Here is a 17,698-nt window from a genome sequence, read left to right on the forward strand (position 1 = left end):
AGGGAAGAACTTTGTCTTCCCTTGTGTTTTTATTTGCATCTAGTACTTTTGCTAGATGCTTTTTTTTATGCTAAAAAAGGTATCCTCAAATACTTTGAGGATACCTTTTCACCTTTATTATCTCTGCTGTTTTCTACCTAATATGAGTAATCCAAAACTCATCATTACAAGAAGTGCTCCCATATATGGTTCCACAGGCATTTTCTGCCCTGTCTTCGGTAATTCTTTTTCAGGTTTCTCTGGATTCGGTGTCCCAGGCTTTTCTGGATCTGGTGTCCCAGGTTTTTCTGGATTCGGTGTTCCAGGCTTTTCTGGATTCGGTGTTCCAGGCTTTTCTGGATTTGGTGTTCCAGGCTTTTCTGGATTCGGTGTTCCAGGTTTCTCCGGATTCGGTGTTCCAGGCTTTTCTGGATCTGGTGTTCCAGGTTTTTCTGGATCTGGTGTTTCTGGGCCTGGTGGCGCTAAATGATTCAATTTGTTTAATACTTCTAATTGAACTGCATTTATCATTCCATTTGTAATTTCAAATGGAATTGGATTAGTTAATTTTTCATATCCTTTTGGTGCTTCTACTTCTACTAGTGTGTAGTTACCTACAGATAGATCTGTGATTTTTGCCTTTCCATCTTTATCTGTTGTTACTTTCACTACTACTTTTCCCTTTTCATCATGAACCTCAAACACAGCTCCTGATAAGACTTCCTTGCTTTCAGCGGCCATTTTTGTAATCTCCACTGAACCTTTGTCTAACTGTTCATTCTCTACTTGCAATGATAAGACTTTCGTCATACCTTTTGTAATTTCGAATGAAACTGACTTTTCTAGTGGTTTGTAGCCTGCTGGTGTTTCTACTTCTACTAACTCATACTTTCCAATAGATAAATCTGAAATGTCTGCTTTTCCTTCTTTATCCGTTGTTACTTTCGCAACTACTTTGCCTTTTGAGTCACGTACTTCAAATACAACATTTTCTAATGGTGCTTTACTGTCTTTATCTATTTTTGTGATTTCTACATTCCCCGTATCTACCATTTCATTTTCTACAGTGAACGCTAAAGATTTTGTCATACCTTTTGTAATTTCAAATAGTACAGGCTTTTCTAATTTTTTGTAGCCTGGTAAACTCTCTACTTCTACTAACTTGTACTTTCCTACTGATAAATCTGCAACTGTTGCTTTTCCAGCTTTATCTGTCGTTACTTTCGTTACTACCTTGCCTTTGTCGTCTTGAACTTCAAAGACTACACCTGCTAACGGTGCCTTATTATCTTTATCTATTTTTTTAATTTCTACATTTCCCGTATCTACCATTTCATTTTCTATGTTTAATGATAGAACTTCTGTCATACCCTTTTTAATTTCGAATGATACTGGCTCTGTTAGTTTTTTGTAGCCTGGTAAGCTCTCTTTCTCTACTAATTTGTACTTTCCTACAGATAAGTCTGAGATTTTTGCTTTACCATTTTTATCTGTTTTTACTTCCGTTACTACTTTTCCTTGTTCGTCTTGCACTTCGAAGACTACGTCTTCTAATACTTTTTGACTATCTTTATTCACTTTTGTGATTTCTACTGAGCCTTTGTCTACTAGTTCATTCTCTACTTTTAGTGATAAGACTTCTGTCATACCTTTTTTGATTTCAAATGATACTGGTTTCGCTAGTTTTTTATATCCTGGTAAGCTCTCTACCTCTACTAGCTTATATTTTCCTACTGATAAATCAGCAATCTTTGCTTTTCCTTCTTTATCTGTCGTTACTTTTGTTACTACTTTGCCTTTTTCATCTTGTACTTCGAAGACTACACCTGCTAATGCTTTTTGACTATCTTTATCTACTTTTGTAATCTCTACTGAGCCTTTGTCTAACTGTTCATTCTCTACTTTTAATGATAAGACTTCTGTCATACCTTTTTTGATTTCGAATGATACTGGCTCTGTTAGTTTTTTGTAACCTGGTAAGCTTTTTTTCTCTACTAATTTGTACTTTCCTACAGATAAGTCTGAGATTTTTGCTTTCCCTTCTTTATCTGTCGTTACTTCTGTTACTACTTTGCCTTGTTCGTCTTGTACTTCGAAGACTACACTTGCTAATGCTTTTTGACTATCTTTATCTACTTTTGTTACTTCCACATTTCCCTTGTCTAACATTTCGTTTTCTACTGTTAAAGCAAGAGATTTTGTCATGCCTTTTTCAATTTGGAAAGTAATCGGATCTACTAATTGTTTATATCCTTTTGGTGCTTTTACTTCTACTAACTTGTATGTGCCGACTGATAAATTAGTAACTTGTACTTGTCCTTTTTTATCTGTCGTTATTTTAGCGACTACTTGCCCTGCTTCATCTTGAATTTCAAAGACTGCATCAGCTAAAGCATCTTTATTTTCTTTATCTACTTTTGTAATTTCTACATTTCCTGTATCCACTAATTCATTTTCTACTGTTAGCTTTAGCGCTGTTACTCTACCCTTTTCAATTTCAAATGAAATTGGCTTTTCTAGTGGTTTGTATCCTGCCGGTGTTTCTACTTCTACCAACTCATACTTCCCGATAGATAAATCTGAAACGTTTGCTTTTCCTTCTTTATCCGTTGTTACTTTCGCAACTACTTTTCCTTTTAAATCACGTACTTCAAATACAACATTTTCTAATGGTGCTTTACTATCTTTATCTATTTTTGTTATCTCGACATTCCCTGTATCCACCATTTCATTTTCTACTTTTAATGATAGGACTTCGGTCATGCCTTTTTTGATTTCAAATGATATTGGTTTTTCTAATTTTTTATAACCAGGTAAACTTTCTACCTCTACTAATTCATACTTTCCTACAAGTAAATCTGAAACATTTGCTTTTCCATCTTTATCTGTCGTTACTTTTGTAACTTCATTACCCTTTTCATCTTGGACGATGAATGTTACTCCCGCTAACGGTGCTTTATTATCTTTATCTATCTTTGTTATCTCTATATTTCCCGTATCTACCATTTCATTTTCTATTTTTAATGATAGAACTTCGGTCATGCCTTTTTTGATTTCAAATGATACTGGATCTGTTAGTTTCTTATAGCCTGGTAAACTTTCTTTCTCTACTAATTTGTACTTTCCTACTGATAGATCTGAGATTTTTGCTTTACCATCTTTATCTGTTTTTACTTCCTTTACTACTGTTCCAGCTTCATCTTGCACTTCAAAAACTACGCCTTTTAATGCTTTTTTGCTGTCTTTATCTATTTTTGTAATTTCTACTGAACCTTTATCTAACTGTTCATTTTCTACTTTCAACGATAGGACTGTTGTCATACCTTTTTTTATTTCGAATGATACTGAATCTGTTAGCTTTTTGTAGCCTGGTAAACTTTTCGTCTCTACTAATTTGTACTTCCCTACTGATAAATCAGAGATTTTTGCTTTACCATCTTTATCTGTTTTTACTTCTGTTACTACTTTTCCTTGCTCATCTTGCACTTCGAAGACTACGCCTTCTAATACTTTTTGACTATCTTTATCTATTTTTGTAATTTCTACTGAGCCTTTGTCTAACTGCTCGTTTTCTACTTTTATTGCTAAAGCTTTTGTCATACCTTTTTTTATTTCAAATGGTACTGGTTCTGTTAGCTTTTTATAACCTGGTAAGCTTTTCGTCTCTACTAATTTGTACTTTCCTACTGATAGATCTGAAACATTTGCTTTTCCATCTTTATCTGTTACTACTTTTCTTACTACTTCATCTTTCTCATCTTGGACTTCAAATTCGACACCCGCTAATACTGCTCCGTTTTCTTTGTCCACTTTTGTAATTTCTATATTACCTTTGTCTACCATTGCATTTTCCACTTGTATTGGGAATATGCCGTCCCCTGTTACACTTACTTCGAACTCTGTTTCTTTTAATTGGTAGCCTTCAGGCGCTTTCGTTTCTTTTAAAATATATTTTCCTAGTGCTAACGGTTTAGAGATTGCCTTACCATCTTTATCTGTAACAATATGTTCGACTACTACACCGTCTTTTACTATATCAAACTCTGCATTTGCTAATGGTTTTTCACCATTTTCCGAATCAATTTTCTTTATTTCAATTTGACCCTTTTGCATAGTATTTTTAATTTCAATTGTTTTTGTTTCTCCAGCTTGAAGTGTAACCTCTACTGGGCTTGTTAATTTTTGATATCCTTCTGGTGCTACTGTTTCATAAACTTTATACGTCCCAGGAGCTAAAGTTTGAGGTACTGAAAAACCTTTTTCGTCCGTTGTCAGTTTTGCAACAACTTCATTTGCACTATTTCGAACTTCAAATTCGGCACCTTTTAACCCTTTGTTCGGATTCTCAGAATCTATTTTATGAAGCGATACTGTACCATCTTTTGGAGCTTCAGGCGGTGTAATAGTTACTTCTTTTGATGTTAATGTTTTATCATCAAAATGTAATTCCGCTTTATTAGGAATCTTCTTATCTACGTAAGAAGATAAGTCTGCATTATTTTTAATTTTCGCCTTGATACTAAGATTAATTATCTGGTCTTCATATGACTTATAATCAAAATTCTCACCAAACGTAAATGTTACTTCACTTCTTTGTTTATCTATATTTAACGTCCCTTTAGAAGTAATATCTTGGCCATTTTTATCATACACTTTTGCCTCTAATACTTCTAAAACATCTTCTAAATCATCACTAATTACCATAGATGTGTATTTAGAAGGATCGTTCGGTATATGTGTACCAACTTGGTATTGAATAACTTGATCCATTTGTGTTAGCTGCTCATTCTCTACAAGCTTGCCATTCTCATCAACTATATTTTTTTCAATGCTAGGTGGATTATTGTCACCTGAACCAGATCCTCCCCCACCACTCACAAATACTTGTCCTACTTTTTCTTCAGTTTTAATATTTTTACCTTCTAATTTCACAGTATTTTTATGAGGTTTTGCAGCAGGATTTGTAACCTTTGTTTTATATCTTAAAATATAGCCTTTTGAACTGTCTGGAAATTCAATTGTAAATCCAGTCTTTGTTGCATTTATTTTAATGTTAGATAAATTTGCTGGCTTAATATTTGTTGGTGCATAACCATCTTCAAATACAGCCTCTTCTAATACTACGCTGTCTGTAATTAACTCATGCCCAGGTCCTAATGTATCTGTTAATTTAAGATCTTGCATTTCTGTTCCAGTTGCATTTACATATACAAGCCAATCAGCAATAGACGGATCTTCTTGATTATAAGAACCCCATTTCAATAGATTTTCCGTATTGGGTTGTGGCTTCGGTCTCTCTGTCGTATTACTTACATTTACTTCTTTATTTACGATTTGACCATCAACGTTAAATTCTAATGGAATTTCTTTAACACCATCATATGCTTCTAGACCAAAGTAGAATTCTACGAATAAAGAACCTTTAATGTTGTTCTTTCCTTCTACGTAATCACCCATAGTACACGTTAATAGACCCTTTTTCATCTCACATGTACCAACTGTTTTTCCTTCAGCATCTTTTAAAGGAAAACTCATATTCATAAGGTCTTTTCGAAACTCTTTTGGCATATCAATTGTGAATTGATCTCCACTTTTTATTTTTTCTTTAGCTGACCACTTCACTTCTACTTTCATACCATCTGAGGCTTGATATGGTTCAGATGTCGTGCCATCAGTACGGGAAATATTAATTTCGTCCACTGGACTTTTCATAACAGCAGCTTGAATAACTGGAGCCCACACATTCAGCACTGAAAATAATACTAGAAAAACTAATGAAACCATTGAAATATGTCTTTTAGTACTTTTCATTTGCATAGTTCCCTCCTAAATTTTTATATTTATATAACAAAAAAAGATCGTCCGGTTGCATCAAAAATGTGCAACCAGACGATCTTAGTAACCAATATGTATTACCGTAGACTCTAAGCTTTGCGGCCTATCCTTTCGAATAGTGTGCTAAAAATATCTTTTATTCTTTTTTTGTTTCATTTTCCTCTTAAACCAAATATTACTATACCGTCTGGACGGTTATAATTCAATACTCTATAAAATTGTTCTATTTTTCTAATAAAAAAAATAATTCACCACTACATTAAAGAAGCAATGGTGAATTATTTTCTCATTATATAGTTCGTATATTCTATTTATATGAATTACTAATAAGAGCTTGAATCACTTTTTCTCTTAACTCGGGGCTTAGTCTTCCAACCCCTAAATATTCCGAATACCATAATCCATCTGCTGCTAATCTAATAATTGTTGCACAAACTGAATCTATCTCATCATTTTCTATATTTTTTTGCAGTTGCTGAAATGATTGTTGTAATGGCTCAAGTAATTCAGGTTTTAACATGAGTGCTGCCATCATACTGCTAGACAACTCTTCTGTTCTTCTCTCATTACTTAATCTTTCCTCTACAAAAGAGCGAACCCATCTCCCTTTCCTCTCTGAGTCTTGCGCTACTTTATTGTAAATGGCCCCTTCATAATCCTCTACCCCTCGGACTATCATACCTTCTATTAAAGCTTCTTTATTTGAAAAGTGATACAATAATCCACCTTTGCTTAAACCCGCCTCTTTTGCCACTGCTTCTAAAGTTAATTTAGCAACCCCTTTACATTGTACAATTTGAGAAGCGGCCGCCAAAATCTTTTGCCGCGTTATGCTTATACTCATTCCTTTTTAAAACCCCATTTCTACTAAATTTATATAAATACGAATCTTATTTTTAATATTGTTGATTACTACTAAGTATTTTCTTTATACAACAAAAGCTTCATTACCTTTGAATTTTTAGTTACTTATTCTATTAAAAATTTCCATATCATTCAATATGATAACATTAAATACACAAAGCTGACTATACATCTATACTTTTGTATTTATTGAAAATATATCCATTAATAAAATTTACCGATTTATTCCTTCTTATTACTTTAAGACAGCAGTAATTCTTTCAGTACTAAATAAAAAATGTTATTACTCCCATTAAATTGAGTAATAACATTCTACTTAACAAATTCGCTGCCAACTAGCATCCTTCACATCTTCACTAGTCGGTTTTCTAACTGATCCAATAAAGTGAAACTTTATATCCGCAACATGGACAGGTGTATTTCATTTTGTCACTCCATTATTAACTTGTTTTCCCATATATTCCGACTCACAAAGAATGTAACAGCACAAATCATAGTTATCCCCATGAAAAATGTATTAGAATCTTCATATGTAGTTGGAATGCCTACCGTTACGAAAACAATACTAAAAGCTAAAAATAGATATAATAATAAAGATATAATATAGCTTAGTTTAAATCGTAAAATGATACCTCTAAACAATAGCTCACCAAGTAGACAGCCACCTAAAATAATAGGTACTCCGAAATACAATGTAAGGACTCCCATTTGCGCAGTAGATTGAATTATCTTTCCAATTATGTTCGGCGAAACCAGCTCACTATCGTTTCCCATCCTATCATATAAATCAAGTGCTGTTGCTGAAATAAAGAAACTTAATATAGAAAATGAATACGGTATTAAAAATTTGCTCACTCTCATTCACCTCGCTTTTTTCTTTACATATATTATTCATTATTTCCTATCATTTTTACATAAAAAAATAACCCTCTATGATAAAACATAGAGGGTAGCATTTCTATATAAAAATCTATACCTTATCCTGAAGTGAATCCCGAAAATAGGACAAATATCAAAACACCTAAACCATCTGCTATCTGCTCCCTACATTCTTTAGGGTAGATAGTTTATATGTTTTATTAGAAAGTAGTGCCTTCTTTTTTATAATATTCTTTTGAAATCTCTTCATAAAATGCGGCTGATGTCGCGTAGAAATAAGGTGCTAACCATAAGAAACCGATTCCTACAGTAAGAATACTTAAAATGAACCAACCTAAGAAACTTAAGCATAGTAAAAAGTAATCCATTTTATGTCCATTCATCATATGACGACTCTCAGTAATCGCTTGATTCGCTGTATATTCTGGATGATCATTCAAAATAAAATATGTCATAGAATAAGAAAATGATTTAATAATACCTGGAATAATAAGAAGTAATGTCCATAGAGTCAAGTATACATACATTAGTAAATATGTTAAAAACGACTTCATCAACTTACTTCCATCGCTAAACCATCTAAATATATGACCAATGCGAGCATCAGTCCCACGAATTGCATTTAAAACAAGATAATAGGCACCTATTGTTAATGGACCAATAACAAGCATTACTATAATACTTACTGTAAGTGAATCACTTGCTTCTTCCCAACCCCAAAATATCGAGAAAATACCTGTTGTTAGCATTTCAACAGCTCCAATAAGGATTCCAATTAATAAGGTTGCCCCTACCGCTAGTCCCCATCTTCCTTTTAATGCATCAAGTGCTTCTCTTTTCAACTGACTTATCATATATAACCTCCTAATACTATTTCCATTTTATTATACCATTTATATCAAAAATCCCACATATTTTCCTAAAACAGAAGCATATTACCTTTTTTCATACGTATTGATACATGTGTGCTGTAGTTGTACTAATATATGGATTAAACGACTCTTTTCCCTATAACAAAAAAGCCTGCCTTTCATAATAGGCAAGCTTTCTCAAGTTACATCTCATTTATTTTCTTCTTATACCAATCCTGCATTCTCTCCGCATCTTCTACTCTCGTATGCTCTATTTTATAACTAGATGATGCACTCGAAAACTTATACGTACATAAATCCGCACGGCGCTGGAAATATGATTGTGTCTTCTCCATTGATTGGACGTGTCTTCTTCTAATAAGTCCTGTATATTTTCCGACGCTACGATAGACAAGTGTAATTTGTTCTCCGTTAACACTGTAGCCATTTGTTTTAAATGTTGCGTATCCAAGTGTAAAGATAAGGATTGCGAGCGGTAGTAATGCCCACATGATGTAATACTTTTCAAAGTATATGCTTATTCCAGTAAGCGGGATTGCGAGCATAGCGAAAAAGATAAAACTATCAATGAGATAGCGGCGCAATGCTGCTTTTGGTAACGAAGTAATACTTGCATTCAGTTCGTATGGTAATTGTAAATGCGCGAGTAATTGTTGCACTCGATCTTTTCGAATGATAGGATGCAGTGTAACTTTTTCTTCTTTCCCTTCACTTTGAATGACTTCTACTTGCACAGCACAATAACCGAACGGTTGGCGTAAAATGCCTTCTTTTATCGTAATCCCTTGAATACGGTGCAATTTTAGTACGAGTTCTTTTCTCTCCAGTAACCCTTGCGAAATACGGACTTCATCATTTTTTCGATTCACTGTGAAGTTACCGTGTTTTAACGCGTAGCCAATTGTAGATATCATCCAAGAAACGACAAGTAAAATAGCTACCATGTAAATCCAGCCATATATATCGTGGTCCATTACATATGACGTCACACTATTTTTTATCCATTTCGGAATATACTCATCTACTTGGTGATAAACGAAAAAGATTAAAGAGAACAATACTCCAAATTGACCAGATGTAACAGACGCTATTAAAATCTCTTTCCACGTTAACTTGTACTCTGTCGTTTGTTTTTCCTCTGTAACAATTGCTTTTTCTACTGTATTTTCTGCTGCTTCGTCTAACGTTTTTTCTGCTTTCACTTCTGGAGTTGGCTCATTTAGCAAAGTAATAAGCTCCGTCGCCTCTTCTACCGTAATTCCAGCTAAGCTAACTTCTGCTTCATCGCCCCCGCCAGCTGTTTCAATCTGAATTTTTTTCAAACCGAGCATTTGGTATAGTACGTTAGAACTTGTATTAATTGTTTGAACACGTTCTTTATTTAAGTAGCTCTCCTTTTTCACAAAGAGACCTTGTTTCACATGTAATACGTTATTTTCGACCCAGTATACTTTGTAATACCAGCCTACGATAGCTGAAATAATTGTGATCAACGCAAAACCAATAGGAACTAAATACCAAAATGGAAACTTTCCCCTTAAGCTAAAAAGAAAAATAATGAGTGGTATAAAATCTGTTATTTTTAATTCTAATAACATCGTGATTGGATGCTGCCTCTTATACATCCTCATCACTCACTTTCGCTAATTCTGCGATTTTCGTTTTCAACATTTCAGCTTCATACATCGTTAAACCTGGGATGCTATGAGAAGTTGCCGCTGTTGAAATGTGTAATTCTGCTAATCCGTATTTTCTCATAATTGGCCCTTGTTCAATCGTAACGTGCTGCACACGAATCATCGGTACTAATACGCGCTTTACGACGAAAAGACCATGCTGAATTTCAAGTTCTTCTTCATTTAGTTGGTAGCTGTAATAACGTTGACGTAGTTTCGGAAACGTAAAGTAATCAAACGGTGTATATACAATTGTTAATCCGATGAGCACATAGAAAATCCAAGCCCACCAATTAAACTTAATCATAAAGAAAAGATATGCTAAAATGACTATAATACTGATTCCTAGCTCAATTAAAGAACGCGCTTTCCACACCTTGACCATGTCAGGGTGAATTTCATTTTTCAATGGATCCATGTAACCACTCCAAATCTAGTAATCTAATATATAAATACTCTCAATCTATATTTTACGTAACTTTACAGAAAATTGAAATTCAATCTTCTTTCTTCTCAGGAATAAAATATCCGAACCAAAGTAGCCAAATGAAACCGATTAACTTCATCCAATTTCCATCCGCTTGAAAAGCTTCAATCATACCTGGTATTTTATAAACCCCAATAAATCCAAGAAAACCGAGCCACCAGTTTTTTTGCATTTTCATCTTTACTCCTCCTTCATGACGTTTTTCACATTTCGAATCCAAATTTCTTTATACTTTAACTGGAATCCCATGAGCATATAGTTGCTCATATTATCAATCACGAGTGCTAGCGTATGAGCATTTTCTTCCGTTTCATGTTGTGACACTACGTCAAGTTCTACGCCTTTCTTCAATAAATCGTGGAAACCATTTAAGAAATCTTCTTGTATTTCAAATAAGCGTTTCTGATACTTTTCATTTCGCGATGCAGTTACGATAAATTCATTGATAACGCGTAATATCCCTTCTTGCCCTTCATATTCAGAGAGCATATGTAAACCATCAGCAATTAACTTTTCTGCAAAGTTTTCTTTCGTATATTGCTCTTTATCGAAATAACTCACGAAATGATATCCAGAGAAAATTTCTTCAAATAAAAAATCGATTAACGCTTCTTTAGAAGAAAAATGATAATAAATAGCCGGTTTTGAAATACCTACCTCTTTCGCAATCATGGAAAGACTCATCTTCTCAATGCCGTGTTCTGCCATAAGTTTAAATGATGCCTCTACAATGTTTTGCGATGTTTGTAAATTCTTCGTCATACTGTACCTCACTTGTTTTTACTTACCGGTCGGTAAGTAAATTATAAAATAAAACGAAATGATTTTCAATTTAGTTAGCGTTCTAGAAGGTGTTTATTGGAAATTACAGAAAGTTATACAGTAAAAGCAACATATAACAATAAGGAGGATATCATATGGGACTTGGTGGTAATGGCGGTAGTGGTGGTAATGGCGGCGGTGAAGCAGGACAAGCTGGTAAGAGCGGATTTTCATTAATCATTGTACTTTTTATCGTATTGATTATAGTTGGAGTTAGCTATATCGGACTTGGCTTCTAAGAAAAGGCGTCCTACGTTACACATGTAGGACGCCTTCTTTTTAATCCCTATTCAGCAATCGCATACGATAACAATTCATCGTCACTTCTCCGAGTCTTTGCAGTAGTTGATAGTTCGCATATGCGCCTACCGGGGCACCGATTATTGGTACGAGCTGCAGCATTTTGGCTAAATCGATATAGTCTCGGTACTCTGTTTGGAACTTTTCCCAGTCCATATGATTTTCTTCTTCTGTATCCCACGTTTCGATTGCTTTCCATATTTCTTTTCGGTGATCGTCACTTGAAAAGGCAAGCTGAAAAACATGAAGGATAAAAAGGCGCTCTTCTTTGTTGCTCGTATCAAATCCGTACAATGTCGCTGCATCGAATAAAAATTTAATTTTAATGCCGAGTAAAAGCGGAAAGTCAGCAAGACCGAGGAGAATACCGCCAGCCCCCGTCCCTGCCCCTTCTGCCGCTGCTATTTTTTTATACTCATCCATTTTTTTACGAACTTCATCGTCACGTCTTTGCAGTGACCATGTCGTCTCTTTTAGCTTCGGCTTTATAAAGTTTGACCCGGCGCTGATTGTTTGCACCATCATACGAATCGTCTCTGTTAGTACCTTTTGTACTTTCGCCGGAATGAGCTGTTGCACCTTCGTCTGCACTTTCTTTGAGAACCGTGTCATCATAGAAGAATCTTTCATAAATGTAGCTTTCCACTGCTCCAGTTCTTTTATAACCTTTTCTTCATATGTAATCATAGGTTCATTCCCTTCAATTTAAACGCTCAATGCGCTTCGCCCCGTATTGGTAAACGAAACCGATACTAAATAATATGCTTACGATAAGTAAAATTCCTGTCATCATGAAATCTTTCGTTGCTAGTGCAAATATAACTGTAAAGATTACGCTCCCGATGATTAGAATCGCGTTTAATAAAGTAAGAAAATCTTTCTTCTTCTCTTCTCCCCCTACCGGATACAAATCAAGCCAAATCTTCATGCGGTGATGTTTCCATAAAGTTAATAGCTGATAGCCGATTAAATATAGGAAGATAAAACTTACGATAAATCGCCCGTATAAAAATGGAATGAAGTAAAGAATAACTCCTCCAAGAGCAAGCAAACGCACATATAATCCAAAATAGTTACCTGATCTTAAAAACGTTCTCGTATATAAGTATAAATATGTACGCTTTTCACCAATCATCGAAAGAATGAAATCGAGCCATTTTCTGCGTGCTACTCTTTCTTTTAATGCTGGTACATCAACGAACATGTTCGCGATGCGGTATAGCAGCATCATCTTCTTACCTTCTTCAGAAATTAAATACTCCCAGTTTAGTGGCTTTCCCTTTACCATTTGATGCATGATAGCAAGGTATAACACCATGAGAAGGACGATTCCACCAATGAAAAGAACTGAAGTACGTTCTACAAGGAAATATACAAATAAACCGTTTAGGATAAAACGAATGAACCAATCCGCTCTTTGTATATTTTGATCTGTTAAAAATGACTTTTCCCACGCTACAAATAAATTCCACGCTTTTACAATGACAAATGCAAGTACGATCCATATGTAGCCAGCTCCTGTTTGCTTCATTTGTTGGAAGTATAACGGAGCAAGCGCAGCTGCTACGATTGCGATTATGTATAACTGAATCATAAATGTAAAAAGAAATGCCTTTGTGAAGTAAGGTTTTAACTTTTCTTCAACTGGCAGTAAGTAAACGAGATCCGCTTCTTTTAATAATGTTTGAATGGATCCAGCCGTTAACACGAGTCCAATTAATACTGCCATTACGAGCGCCGCCGGAAACGAAGGTGTTAACGTTTGTAACCATTGCTGGTAATAATACGCTCCCGCACCAATGATGAACACGAAAATAAATTTCAAATGATCATTAAATACGTATTTACTATATGTACGAACTTCTTTTAGAAAGTGACGAAATCGTTCTTTCCATAACGCTGTGCTATTCATAATCTTCTTCCTTTGTTAGCGCGATGTAAATATCATCTAACGTTGCACCTGGCATATTAAACTGTGATTGCAGTTCAGATAGCGTTCCCTTCGCTCTTACTTCACCTTGATGCAAAATAATGAACGAATCACAATAACGCTCTGCCGTCGCTAAAATATGTGTGCTCATTAAAATACCGGCACCACTCTTTTTCATTTGGTCCATCATTTGAAGAAGGGATTGAATCGCTAACGGATCTAATCCAACGAAAGGTTCATCTACTATGTAAAGAGATGGCTCCACTAAAAATGCGCTCATAATCATTACTTTTTGTTTCATTCCTTTTGAGAAATGAGATGGAAACCATTTTAAACGATTTTTCATACGAAACTCTTGTAGTAGTTGTCCTACACGTTCTTCATATTGTTTTTCATCAACCCCATACGCCATAGCTGTTAATTTCAAATGCTCTTCTAACGTTAATTCATCATATAATACCGGCGTTTCCGGAATGAATGAAAAGCTAGAACGGTACGCTGTCATATCATCACGAATTGTTTTCCCATTAATTGTGACAGTTCCTTTTTTCGGTTCCATTAAACCGATAATATGTTTAATCGTCGTACTTTTACCAGCTCCATTTAAACCGATTAAGCCGACAAGTTCGCCTTTATTAACAGAGAACGAAACGTCTTTTAATACAGGTCGTTTCGTATATCCTCCTGTAACATTTTCTACACGCAATAACTCGCTCATACGACACCACTTTCTTCATTAGTATTCATTCTATATTCATCTTACCAAAAATTATGCTGTACTACATAGTATCCATGTACTCAAAAAAAATTTTTAAATTTATTAGCATATATTTTTCCGAAAGCGGACATCATAATTATTGAAGAAGGAACACATTGAAAAAGCAACCACCAATTGATGAGTACAACAACATAGTGAAGTCATCATGAAATGGGGTGTCCAAGTTGGACAATGAAATTTACACATAACCAGATCATTTGTTTCATTTTCGAAACGGGGTGTCTCTGAAAGAGCATATACTGTTTTAAAAAATAAACAATTTCATTTTAAAAAAGATTGCAATTCATTTCACTTGAAAATGGGGTGTCTACGGCAGAAACTTTAGCCGATTTACCGTGCATTTCTTAAATAAATGAGGTGTCTGCGAAACGTAAATTACGATAATGCTTTTTCAATCCCTCTTCAGAAAACAGGAAGCTGAGTCAGCTTCCTGTTTTTCGTGTTTGTTCTCTTATGTAATTATGGTAAAATACGGCTAAGGATATTTGAAAGGATGAGATCAATGAATCATACAGCAGACAATTGTATTTTTTGTAAAATCATTGACGGGCAAATCCCTTGCTCAAAAGTATACGAAGATGAACATGTGCTTGCATTTTTAGATATTAGTCAAGTAACAAAAGGACATACTCTTGTTATTCCGAAAGTTCACAAACAAGACATTTTTGCGTTAACGCCAGAAATCGCATCACACATTTTTTCTGTCGTTCCAAAAATCGCAAATGCGATTAAAGCAGAGTTTAATCCAGTTGGCTTTAACCTACTTAACAATAACGGTGAAAAAGCTGGACAAACTGTGTTCCACTTCCACCTTCATTTAATTCCACGCTACGGTGAAAAAGATGGTTTCGGTGCTGTTTGGAAATCACATCAAAATGAATACACTATGGAAAATTTACAAAACATCGCAAGTACAATTGCAAATAGTGTGAAATAATGACACTATAAGAAGGCGTAATACATAACAAGCCACTTCCCTGAAGTCATCAAATTCCGCATGGCTTGTTTCTTTACTTAAAATGCTCAGGGATGATTGTTTGTGCATAGCACATATAAGAAAGATATGCATATTTTTCCCATCATGAATACGAACAAAAAATAAGGAGGTCTCCTTTTATGTCAAAAGCTAAATCCTTTATTACAGGTGTTATTTGCGGCGGAGCAGTTGCTGGACTAGCTGTTCTTTTCTCAACTCCTTCTTCTGGTAAAGACATGCGCGGCAAGTTAAAAGAAAAAGGAAATGATATTAAAAAGACTTTAGCTGATATTACAGCCGATACGAAATTATTAAAGCGTCAAATTGTTGAAACTGCTTCAGAAGGTAAAGAAGTGTTTCAAGAATTAAAAGATGACATGCAAGACACGCTTTCTAACTGGAAGCAAGATATTTCTCAAAACAAGCGCCATATTGAGAAAGAAATTTTGGACATCCAAAAGTCAATTGAGAAACTACAAGAAGCTGTTCCAGAAAAAGCGTAAACAAATTCCTGCTTAGTTTTTTGCATATAACAAATATTTTTTATATAAATTGACCTTGACACGGCATATCGTATAGATATGCCGTGTTTTTATGCATTTACAATATATGTTATCACTTAACATGTAAGGACAACGTATGTATTCACGACTCATAAAACGCTTCCATAGTTATGCATGATTTGTATAGAATGTCATTTTTCCGAAAAATTTTCACAATTCTCACAAAAAGACTTTATTAATTTTTATTTTACTGGCATAATAGATAGTAATGAAAAAAGAATGTTAAAGTGGGTGAGTAAATGAAAAGTGGAGAAAAAGATTACTCGGTAAAAGAAGCGATGATTTTCAGCCAACGCATTGCTCAATTATCGAAAGCGTTATGGAAATGTGTAGAGAAAGATTGGCAGCAGTGGATTAAACCTTACGATTTAAATATTAATGAACATCATATTTTAACAATCGCTTATCATTTAAAAGGGGCTTCTATTTCTGAGATTGCTAAGTTTGGAGTTATGCACGTATCAACAGCGTTTAACTTCTCGAAAAAGCTGGAAGAACGCGGCTATCTTGTATTCTCAAAAAAGGAAGATGATAAACGAAATACGTACATTGAAATTACAGACAAAGGGGAAGAATTACTACTTCGCTTAATGGAAGAGTATGATCCTGAAAATAATTCAGTGTTTAATGGGGCTCTTGCACTTCGTAATTTTTATGGGAAGTTCCCAGAAAATATCGAACTGATTGCAATCCTGCGTAACATTTACGGACAAGACTTTATCGATATTTTTGAGAAATCATTAGAAGATATTGAAGAGAACTTTACAGAATCCGATCAAAAGTTAGTTAAGAAATAATCTATTTATTTTTTCGCAATCATGCTTAAGAATTCATTCATAAGCGGCTTAAATAAACCTTGTTTTGCTAGCGCTTCCGCAGTTTCGTGTACTTCGAGCTGATGTGGAAGCGCTTTTTCAAATTGATCTAACAGCGCATCGAACAAAAGAAGTCCTTCTGCTTTCTCCACTACATATTGCTCGTTCAGTTTTTCACAAAGATTTAGTATACGTTCAATATCTTTTTTACGAGCTTTTTTCTTTATGATCAAAGAATAAAATGGACACTTCTCTTCATCAATCATTTTAAATAATAAGTCTACATAGTATTCAGCTTGTTCTAATCTTCTAACAACGTCCATTTTCTCCCTCACTTTCTAACACAAAGTCTTCTATTTCTGAATTTTGTAACACGAACAAAATATCGTGTGATACAATATATGTATATGTATTTTAGCCAAAAGGAGGTCTCGCCTCATGACACTTATAACAGTTGTTTTTGTCGCATTCGCACTTCTTGTTATATTTTACACGAATTTCATGACACATACACTGTGTGAACGAAAACAAATAGCTGCGAGCCGCCAGCCCGGTGTCTTTCGGGTTATTAATGTATGTATAACAATTTTATTAATTTCTAGTTATATAGAAATTATATTTCATGGAAAGTGAGGAAGGAAAGCCCCTTCCTCACTTTTTTCCTCTATAAGCAAATTATACCTACAATAACCAATAAAATAAACAGTACAAGTAATAAAATAAGTTGAGAATTCATCCCCATCCCCTCCTCTATTCTGTATATGCGGCATACGCCCAATATGGCACACTTTCAAAATCTGACACGTGCTGGTTAATTTTTCTTTATCAATATGAAAACGCGTCGAAATATGATATATTAAATTTTGTACATATTGCTTATACTATAGAACAAAACATTCATCAAAACTTTATCCTCAGCCAC

General features: G+C 34.6%; 17 protein-coding genes and 1 riboswitch. Of the genes, 5 read left to right on the forward strand and 12 right to left on the reverse strand.

The window, feature by feature from the left end; all coding sequences use genetic code 11:
• Window positions 1–117: 117 nt before the first annotated feature.
• The 8 genes from ACQGSG_RS06480 to ACQGSG_RS06515 all read right to left on the reverse strand — a co-directional run bounded on the left by ACQGSG_RS06480 (window position 118) and on the right by ACQGSG_RS06515 (window position 11,354).
• Window positions 118–5,796: a SpaA isopeptide-forming pilin-related protein gene (locus tag ACQGSG_RS06480; RefSeq protein WP_426947109.1), complete on the reverse strand. Its 5,679-nt coding sequence runs from the start codon at window positions 5,794–5,796 to the stop codon at window positions 118–120.
• 60 nt (window positions 5,797–5,856) lie between these two features.
• Window positions 5,857–5,949: riboswitch (cyclic di-GMP riboswitch) on the reverse strand.
• 172 nt (window positions 5,950–6,121) lie between these two features.
• The gene (locus ACQGSG_RS06485) at window positions 6,122–6,658 is read right to left on the reverse strand and encodes a TetR/AcrR family transcriptional regulator (protein WP_325842728.1); all 537 of its coding nucleotides are present in this window, start codon (window positions 6,656–6,658) and stop codon (window positions 6,122–6,124) included.
• Between the two features lie 449 nt (window positions 6,659–7,107).
• Window positions 7,108–7,533 (reverse strand): hypothetical protein, encoded by a 426-nt coding sequence (locus ACQGSG_RS06490; RefSeq protein ID WP_002098741.1) that lies wholly within the window; start codon window positions 7,531–7,533, stop codon window positions 7,108–7,110.
• A gap of 224 nt (window positions 7,534–7,757) precedes the next feature.
• Entirely contained in the window at window positions 7,758–8,411 is a 654-nt protein-coding gene (locus tag ACQGSG_RS06495) for a DUF975 family protein (protein ID WP_000625400.1), read from the reverse strand.
• Between the two features lie 200 nt (window positions 8,412–8,611).
• The gene (locus ACQGSG_RS06500) at window positions 8,612–10,054 is read right to left on the reverse strand and encodes a PH domain-containing protein (RefSeq protein WP_000278202.1); all 1,443 of its coding nucleotides are present in this window, start codon (window positions 10,052–10,054) and stop codon (window positions 8,612–8,614) included.
• Window positions 10,047–10,523 (reverse strand): PH domain-containing protein, encoded by a 477-nt coding sequence (locus ACQGSG_RS06505; protein WP_000371346.1) that lies wholly within the window; start codon window positions 10,521–10,523, stop codon window positions 10,047–10,049. Before ACQGSG_RS06505 ends, ACQGSG_RS06500 begins: the two co-directional genes overlap by 8 nt.
• 79 nt (window positions 10,524–10,602) lie before the next feature.
• Entirely contained in the window at window positions 10,603–10,770 is a 168-nt protein-coding gene (locus ACQGSG_RS06510; protein WP_000783813.1) for a hypothetical protein, read from the reverse strand.
• A gap of 2 nt (window positions 10,771–10,772) precedes the next feature.
• Entirely contained in the window at window positions 10,773–11,354 is a 582-nt protein-coding gene (locus ACQGSG_RS06515; protein WP_000164831.1) for a TetR/AcrR family transcriptional regulator, read from the reverse strand.
• 155 nt (window positions 11,355–11,509) lie between these two features.
• On the opposite strand from ACQGSG_RS06515, the gene ACQGSG_RS06520 reads away from it, so the two are divergent.
• Window positions 11,510–11,653, forward strand: a complete 144-nt coding sequence (locus ACQGSG_RS06520; RefSeq protein WP_000522760.1) for a YjcZ family sporulation protein — start codon at window positions 11,510–11,512, stop codon at window positions 11,651–11,653.
• 40 nt (window positions 11,654–11,693) lie between these two features.
• Here the strand turns inward: ACQGSG_RS06520 and ecsC are convergent, their stop codons facing one another.
• Genes ecsC through ecsA form a run of 3 tightly spaced genes read right to left on the reverse strand, consistent with a single transcriptional unit; the run spans window position 11,694 to window position 14,362 of the window.
• Window positions 11,694–12,401: an ecs operon protein EcsC gene (gene ecsC / locus ACQGSG_RS06525; RefSeq protein ID WP_000634139.1), complete on the reverse strand. Its 708-nt coding sequence runs from the start codon at window positions 12,399–12,401 to the stop codon at window positions 11,694–11,696.
• Between the two features lie 13 nt (window positions 12,402–12,414).
• Window positions 12,415–13,626, reverse strand: coding sequence for an ABC transporter permease EcsB (ecsB, locus tag ACQGSG_RS06530; protein WP_001089101.1), 1,212 nt, complete (start codon window positions 13,624–13,626; stop codon window positions 12,415–12,417).
• Complete coding sequence (gene ecsA, locus ACQGSG_RS06535; protein WP_001292603.1) at window positions 13,619–14,362, reverse strand: ABC transporter ATP-binding protein EcsA; 744 nt, start codon at window positions 14,360–14,362, stop codon at window positions 13,619–13,621. Before ecsA ends, ecsB begins: the two co-directional genes overlap by 8 nt.
• A 562-nt stretch (window positions 14,363–14,924) precedes the next feature.
• On the opposite strand from ecsA, the gene ACQGSG_RS06540 reads away from it, so the two are divergent.
• The 3 genes from ACQGSG_RS06540 (at window position 14,925) to ACQGSG_RS06550 (ending at window position 16,758) form a co-directional block, all read left to right on the forward strand.
• Complete coding sequence (locus ACQGSG_RS06540) at window positions 14,925–15,359, forward strand: HIT family protein (RefSeq protein ID WP_001016835.1); 435 nt, start codon at window positions 14,925–14,927, stop codon at window positions 15,357–15,359.
• Window positions 15,360–15,538: 179 nt separating this feature from the next.
• On the forward strand, window positions 15,539–15,901 hold the full coding sequence (locus ACQGSG_RS06545; RefSeq protein WP_000030302.1) for a YtxH domain-containing protein: 363 nt from the start codon (window positions 15,539–15,541) through the stop codon (window positions 15,899–15,901).
• Between the two features lie 299 nt (window positions 15,902–16,200).
• Window positions 16,201–16,758, forward strand: coding sequence for an HTH-type transcriptional regulator Hpr (locus ACQGSG_RS06550; RefSeq protein ID WP_000834924.1), 558 nt, complete (start codon window positions 16,201–16,203; stop codon window positions 16,756–16,758).
• A gap of 5 nt (window positions 16,759–16,763) precedes the next feature.
• On the opposite strand, the gene ACQGSG_RS06555 is transcribed toward ACQGSG_RS06550, so the two are convergent.
• A complete protein-coding gene (locus ACQGSG_RS06555; RefSeq protein ID WP_000383655.1) occupies window positions 16,764–17,099 on the reverse strand; it encodes a DUF1878 family protein in 336 nt (111 codons plus the stop codon).
• A gap of 115 nt (window positions 17,100–17,214) precedes the next feature.
• Here ACQGSG_RS06555 and ACQGSG_RS06560 point away from each other — a divergent pair, with 115 nt between their 5' ends.
• Window positions 17,215–17,409: a hypothetical protein gene (locus tag ACQGSG_RS06560; RefSeq protein ID WP_000172690.1), complete on the forward strand. Its 195-nt coding sequence runs from the start codon at window positions 17,215–17,217 to the stop codon at window positions 17,407–17,409.
• Window positions 17,410–17,698 lie beyond the last annotated feature (289 nt).

The organism is Bacillus sp. GMa5/1 (genome assembly GCF_050172015.1).
Taxonomy (GTDB): domain Bacteria; phylum Bacillota; class Bacilli; order Bacillales; family Bacillaceae_G; genus Bacillus_A; species Bacillus_A cereus.

Excerpts from the sequence above, each read along its gene's own strand:
- ACQGSG_RS06505 (WP_000371346.1), bottom strand. The coding sequence starts at position 10,523 with ATGGATCCATTGAAAAATGAAATTCACCCTGACATGGTCAAGGTGTGG.
- ecsB (WP_001089101.1), bottom strand. The coding sequence starts at position 13,626 with ATGAATAGCACAGCGTTATGGAAAGAACGATTTCGTCACTTTCTAAAA.
- ACQGSG_RS06555 (WP_000383655.1), bottom strand. The coding sequence starts at position 17,099 with ATGGACGTTGTTAGAAGATTAGAACAAGCTGAATACTATGTAGACTTA.
- ACQGSG_RS06510 (WP_000783813.1), bottom strand. The coding sequence starts at position 10,770 with ATGAAAATGCAAAAAAACTGGTGGCTCGGTTTTCTTGGATTTATTGGG.
- ACQGSG_RS06500 (WP_000278202.1), bottom strand. The coding sequence starts at position 10,054 with ATGTATAAGAGGCAGCATCCAATCACGATGTTATTAGAATTAAAAATA.
- ecsC (WP_000634139.1), bottom strand. The coding sequence starts at position 12,401 with ATGATTACATATGAAGAAAAGGTTATAAAAGAACTGGAGCAGTGGAAA.
- ACQGSG_RS06550 (WP_000834924.1), top strand. The coding sequence starts at position 16,201 with ATGAAAAGTGGAGAAAAAGATTACTCGGTAAAAGAAGCGATGATTTTC.
- ACQGSG_RS06520 (WP_000522760.1), top strand. The coding sequence starts at position 11,510 with ATGGGACTTGGTGGTAATGGCGGTAGTGGTGGTAATGGCGGCGGTGAA.
- ACQGSG_RS06480 (WP_426947109.1), bottom strand. The coding sequence starts at position 5,796 with ATGCAAATGAAAAGTACTAAAAGACATATTTCAATGGTTTCATTAGTT.
- ACQGSG_RS06495 (WP_000625400.1), bottom strand. The coding sequence starts at position 8,411 with ATGATAAGTCAGTTGAAAAGAGAAGCACTTGATGCATTAAAAGGAAGA.
- ACQGSG_RS06515 (WP_000164831.1), bottom strand. The coding sequence starts at position 11,354 with ATGACGAAGAATTTACAAACATCGCAAAACATTGTAGAGGCATCATTT.
- ecsA (WP_001292603.1), bottom strand. The coding sequence starts at position 14,362 with ATGAGCGAGTTATTGCGTGTAGAAAATGTTACAGGAGGATATACGAAA.
- ACQGSG_RS06545 (WP_000030302.1), top strand. The coding sequence starts at position 15,539 with ATGTCAAAAGCTAAATCCTTTATTACAGGTGTTATTTGCGGCGGAGCA.
- ACQGSG_RS06540 (WP_001016835.1), top strand. The coding sequence starts at position 14,925 with ATGAATCATACAGCAGACAATTGTATTTTTTGTAAAATCATTGACGGG.
- ACQGSG_RS06485 (WP_325842728.1), bottom strand. The coding sequence starts at position 6,658 with ATGAGTATAAGCATAACGCGGCAAAAGATTTTGGCGGCCGCTTCTCAA.
- ACQGSG_RS06560 (WP_000172690.1), top strand. The coding sequence starts at position 17,215 with ATGACACTTATAACAGTTGTTTTTGTCGCATTCGCACTTCTTGTTATA.